Origin of the sequence: Cellulomonas biazotea (genome assembly GCF_004306155.1) — a bacterium.
Taxonomy (GTDB): domain Bacteria; phylum Actinomycetota; class Actinomycetes; order Actinomycetales; family Cellulomonadaceae; genus Cellulomonas; species Cellulomonas biazotea.
In genome coordinates, this window is the sequence record NZ_BIMR01000356.1 from 1 (window position 1) to 5,073 (window position 5,073).

At 73.3% G+C, this 5,073-nt stretch carries 5 protein-coding genes; 3 read left to right on the forward strand and 2 right to left on the reverse strand.

The genetic code is table 11. The features are described from left to right. Positions 1-930: sigma-70 family RNA polymerase sigma factor (locus tag CBZ_RS18445; RefSeq protein ID WP_130782924.1), on the reverse strand; the 930-nt coding region annotated here is incomplete at its 3' end. Positions 931-1,169: 239 nt separating this feature from the next. On the opposite strand from CBZ_RS18445, the gene CBZ_RS21155 reads away from it, so the two are divergent. Together CBZ_RS21155 and CBZ_RS18455 are read left to right on the forward strand one after the other, a co-directional pair. After that, a complete protein-coding gene (locus tag CBZ_RS21155) occupies positions 1,170-1,907 on the forward strand; it encodes a hypothetical protein (RefSeq protein ID WP_165446852.1) in 738 nt (245 codons plus the stop codon). Positions 1,908-2,056: 149 nt separating this feature from the next. Beyond that, complete coding sequence (locus tag CBZ_RS18455) at positions 2,057-2,947, forward strand: phosphotransferase (RefSeq protein ID WP_130782926.1); 891 nt, start codon at positions 2,057-2,059, stop codon at positions 2,945-2,947. 88 nt (positions 2,948-3,035) lie between these two features. Here CBZ_RS18455 and CBZ_RS18460 read toward each other — a convergent pair whose 3' ends face one another. Continuing rightward, positions 3,036-3,335: a DUF1540 domain-containing protein gene (locus CBZ_RS18460; protein ID WP_130782927.1), complete on the reverse strand. Its 300-nt coding sequence runs from the start codon at positions 3,333-3,335 to the stop codon at positions 3,036-3,038. A gap of 516 nt (positions 3,336-3,851) precedes the next feature. Between CBZ_RS18460 and chvE the strand changes: the two genes are divergently transcribed. Next, on the forward strand, positions 3,852-5,012 hold the full coding sequence (gene chvE / locus CBZ_RS18465) for a multiple monosaccharide ABC transporter substrate-binding protein (RefSeq protein ID WP_130782928.1): 1,161 nt from the start codon (positions 3,852-3,854) through the stop codon (positions 5,010-5,012). The last annotated feature ends 61 nt before the right edge of the window (positions 5,013-5,073 follow it).

Below are 5,073 nucleotides of genomic sequence, written 5' to 3' on the forward strand. Positions count from 1 at the left end.
GCCCGTGACCGCGGCGGTCCCGGCGGCGGCTCCCCCGGCCCCGGCGGCACCGGCCGACCCGGCACCCGCACCTGCTCCCGAGGTCCCCGCGGCCGCGACTCCCGCGGCCAGCCCGCCGCCGACGGGCAGCAGGTGCGCGAGGGCGCCGACGCCGACCAGGCCGAGGACGAGCGGCGCGATGACGGCGCGCATGCCGTGGTTGACGTCGCCGAGCTCGAGCACGAGCGCCCGGCAGTCGCCACACCCGTCGAGGTGCTTCTCGACCTGCGCGTTCTCACGGGTGCCGAGGCCCCCGCGGACGTAGGAGCCGAGCTTGCCGGCGACGGTGCGGCACGACTCGTCGAGCGGGTCCTGCAGGTGCTGCTGCAGGTACGCCTGCCGCAGGCCCTCGCGCGCCCGGTAGGCGAGGGCGGCGACGCCGTTGGCGGTGAGGCCGAGCACGGGGGCGATCTGGGCGGGCGTCAGCCCTTCGACCTCGGAGTGCCACAGGACGGCCTGCCAGCGCTCGGGCAGGGAGTGGAACGCGCGTGCGACGACGCCCCGCTCGAAGCCCTCGAGCGCGGGCTCCTCGGCGGTCCCGGCGAGCGCGGTGCCGCGCTCGAGCGTCGCGAGGTCGTCGGTCGGGGTGACGCGGCGGGCTTTCTCACGGCGGTCGGCGGCGGTCCGGCGCACGACGGTGAAGAGGTAGGCACGGAAGGCCGACTCGGGCCCGTTGCCGTTCTGCAGCGCGGCGTGCACGGCGGTGAACGCGTCGGCCACGACGTCGTCGGCGTCGGCGCGCGAGTCGGTGTACTGACGGGCGACGACCCACGCGGCACCCGCATGGCGCTCGTAGAGGGTGCCGAAGGACGCGGCGTCACCCGTGCGCACGGCAGCGATCAGCGCGGCGTCCCCTGTGACGCCGTCGCCGAGCCGCGTGCCTGCTACCACGACCTGCTCCCGTCAGCGTTCCTGTCGAGCGCACAGCCTGCCACAACGGATGGATCGGGTGTCCAGACCGCAAACGCCCAATTTCAACGTACGCGACAGACGAAGGGTTTCCGGACCGCTGCGGGCGGGTAAGCGCTCGCACCGGTGGGTGAAAAGTTCCTCATGTGGCGTCACCGCACGTCACCGTCCCCCTCTCATCCGGCGTGACGACAGACATCGGCAGGGACGACGCTGCGGGCGTGGCGCTGCGCGAGCGCTGGCGGCACGAGAGCCTGGGCTCGGTCTGGCTGCGGCCGGCCGACTGGTACCACCCGGCGGTCGACGACCTCGCCGTGGCGGTGCTGGGCGACCTCGACCCGACTCTCGCTGCGGCCGACCTCGGGCGCGCGCGCGGGTACGACGGCGTGGGGATCGCGGAGACGATCGACGACCTGGCGTGCCTGTACCGCTCGCGCGGCGAGGCCCAGCCCCCGCTGCTGACGGTCCGCGCGCTGTGCGACGGCTGGGCGGACGCGCAGGCGGCGGCGGTCGCGGTGGGCACGTCGCTCGACCCGGAGTCCGGCCTGCCCACGCACCAGTACCTCGCGGTGCGCCTCGCGGAGACGTACCAGGACGGCTCCCGCGCGGGCGTCGGTGCGCACGACTCGCACCACCTGGTCCTCGTGGACGTCGCGGCGGGGACGGTCGACCCGTTCTCGCGCGCGGCTCGCTCGGCCGCGGTGGGGGCGGCGATGACGACGACGTTCGGCCTGGGGCACCCGATGGCCACGCTCGGCGGCGGGGTGTTCGCGGTGCTGTCACGGCGGCAGGACCCGTTGGAGGAGCGGGTCGCGGACCTGCAGGTGGAGATCGCGCGGCGGGTCGACCGCCTGGAGGTGCGCGCGGCGACGCGTCAGCCGGTCCGGGTGTGGGTCGAGCGGCTGCCCGCGACGCACGAGGAGGCGGTGCACACGCTGCGCCGGGTGTCGCGCCCCTGACGGGGAGACCCCCGACGAGGACGTCCGGGACGGGTGTCCAGAGGGTCAAGAGCCGATAGACCAGGATTCAACCGTTGCACCGCTGCTGGTCAGGGACGAGTCTGCCCGGCGGTAGGGACAAGTCGGGTGAATGCGTCTACCGTCGATCTATGAACCCCGCCGAGCTCGCCCCTCGCGACCCTGCCCCTTCGGAGGGTTCCGCGGCCCCCCGCCCGGTCGGCGGAGGCGCGTCCGCGACGGGTCCGACCGTCCCGACGCAGCCGCACCACGCGGACGTCCCGCCCGTCGACCTCGACGTCGACCTCACGGCCGACCCGCCCGGGCCGCTGCTCGCGTCCGGCACGGCGGCCGACGTGTACGCGATCGACGACCACCGGGTGCTGCGCCGCGACCGCGCCGGCCGGGACGCGGAGAGCGAGGCGCAGATCCTGCGGCACGTCGTCGCGCACGGCTTCCCCGCGCCGGCCGTCCACTTCGTGCAGGGCCCTGACCTCGTCGCCGAGCGGCTGCACGGGCCGACGCTGCTGCAGGCGCTCACCGCGGGCGAGGTGTCGCTGCACGACGGCGCGCAGATCCTCGCCGACCTGCACCGCCGCCTCCACGAGATCCCCGCCCCCGAGGGCTGGAACGACCCGCCGTCGCAGTGGCCGCACGTCACCGGCGGCCCGACCGTCGTCCACCTGGACCTGCACCCGGCCAACGTCATCCTGTCGGAGGCGCGCGGGCCGGCCCTCATCGACTGGTCGAACGCGCGCACGGGGACGGCGGAGCTCGACGTCGCGCTGACCGCGCTCATCATCGGCGAGGTCGTCGTGGATGCCGGGGGCGAGTACTCGTCGGCCGCGCGCGCCCTGCTGGCGGCGTTCCTGGCGAGCACGGGGACGGACCTGCTGGCCGGTCTCGACGACGCCGCGGCGGTCCGCGCGCAGGACCCGTCGCTCGTCGCGGGCGAGCGCGAGCTGGTCCCGGCGGCCGCGGCGCTGGTGCGCGAGCTCGTCGCCGTCGCGACTCCCCCGGACGCGGAGACGCCCGGCGCCTGAGCAGCCACCGACGACGCGACGGAGGGCCGCCCCGGTCACCTGGGGCGGCCCTCCGTCGTCCCCGGGTCGACGGCGCGACCCGGGCCGCTCAGCGCGGCGAGTAGGTGAGGCAGTCGGCCGAGTCGTGCCCGGCCCCGACGCGCACGGCCTCGGCCGTGCACTCGAGCGACGAGTTGTGCCGGCAGTCCTGCCGCTGGCAGGCGCCGACGTGCGTGACGACCTTCTCGAGCCCGCCCTTGACGCCGAGGGGGATGAACGTCGCGCAGGCGGCGTCCCCGTCGTGCCCGGCGATGGTGATCGCGGCGGCGTGGCAGTGGGAGTGGTCGTTGTAGGAACAGCCGGCGACCGAGCACTCGGCGACCGGGGGAAGGTCCATCAGCGTGCTCATCGGGCGACCTCCGTGCGTGGGCGGGACCCGCGAGCGGGGCCCCGGGGGGACGGGACCTGACGTGCGTACCCGTTCGACGGTAGACCCGGCGCCGACCCCTGCCTAGAAAGGCAGGCCTGGCTTACCCGCAGGTCAGGGCCGCATGCCTTCGGGACCTGGACCCGGGACGGGGCGACCTCCCGGGGTCGCCCGAGCGGCTGACCTGCTGCAGAATCACCCGTCGGTGTCGTGACCCGCGCGTGACCGACGTCCGCGCAGGTCACCGTAGGACCGCCCCCGGACCTCCGACCCACTGCGCCCGCAGCGTGACCGAACCGTTATGGATTCGAGACTCGTAACCCAAAACTTGGCTTGACTTTGGTTGTCGAACCCAACAGGGTGAGAACCGCTGCCGGGCGTCGTCGCCCGACGACCGGTCTCGGCAGTGGGACCGCGCAGCGAGCGGGGCACTCCCGCGGTTTCGCACGAAGGTCAGCCCGAGGGGCGACCGATCTCAAAGACGAGAAGGAGTGGACGATGCGACGCAAGTTCTCCATCGCCGCTGTCGGTGCAACGCTGGCCCTCGGGCTCGCAGCGTGCTCCGGAGGCGGCGCGGGCAGCAGCACGGACGACGCGAGCGGTGCTGCTGGCGGTGACGGCGGCGGTCAGCTCGTCGGCGTCGCGATGCCGACGCAGACCTCCGAGCGCTGGATCGCCGACGGCGACGCCGTCAAGGCGGGCCTGGAGGAGGCCGGCTACAAGGTCGACCTGCAGTACGGCAACGACGACATCCCGACGCAGCAGTCGCAGATCGACCAGATGATCACCAAGGGCGTCAAGCTCCTGATCATCGCCTCGATCGACGGCACGGCGCTGGCCAACCAGCTCCAGGCCGCGGCCGACGCGGACATCCCGGTCATCGCGTACGACCGCCTGATCCGCGACAGCGAGAACGTCGACTTCTACGTCACGTTCGACAACTACAACGTCGGCGTGCAGCAGGCGACGTCGCTGCTCGTCGGTCTCGGCGTGCTCGACGAGGCCGGCACGGCCGTCGAGGGCGTCACCGGCCCGTTCAACGTCGAGCTCTTCGCGGGCTCGCTGGACGACAACAACGCGCACTTCTTCTGGAAGGGCGCGATGGACACCCTCCAGCCGTACATCGACGAGGGCGTCATCGTCGTCCCGTCGGGCCAGACGGACATCGAGCAGGCCGCCACGCTGCGCTGGCAGCAGGAGACCGCGCAGAAGCGCATGGAGGACCTGCTGACCTCCACGTACGGCGGCGGCTCCAAGGTCGACGGCGTCCTCTCGCCGTACGACGGCCTGTCGCGCGGCATCATCACGGCGCTCCAGAACGCGGGCTACGGCCCGACGCGCTCGGACGCCACGCCGATGCCCGTCGTCACCGGCCAGGACGCCGAGATCGCCTCGGTCAAGCTGATCGCCGACGACGTCCAGTTCTCGACGATCTTCAAGGACACCCGCAAGCTCGCCGACCAGGCGATCGTGTCGGGCACGTCGTTCCTCGCGGGTGAGGAGCCCGAGGCGAACGACACCGAGACGTACGACAACGGCGTCAAGGTCGTCCCGTCGTACCTGCTGACCTCGGACATCGTCTACGCGAACAACATCCAGGCGCTCCTGATCGACTCGGGCTACTGGACCGCCGAGCAGGTGGAGAAGGGTCAGGCCTGACCCACCCTCGGGTAGCACAGCACGACGGCCGGCCGGCGCCCACCCGGCGCCGGCCCGGCCC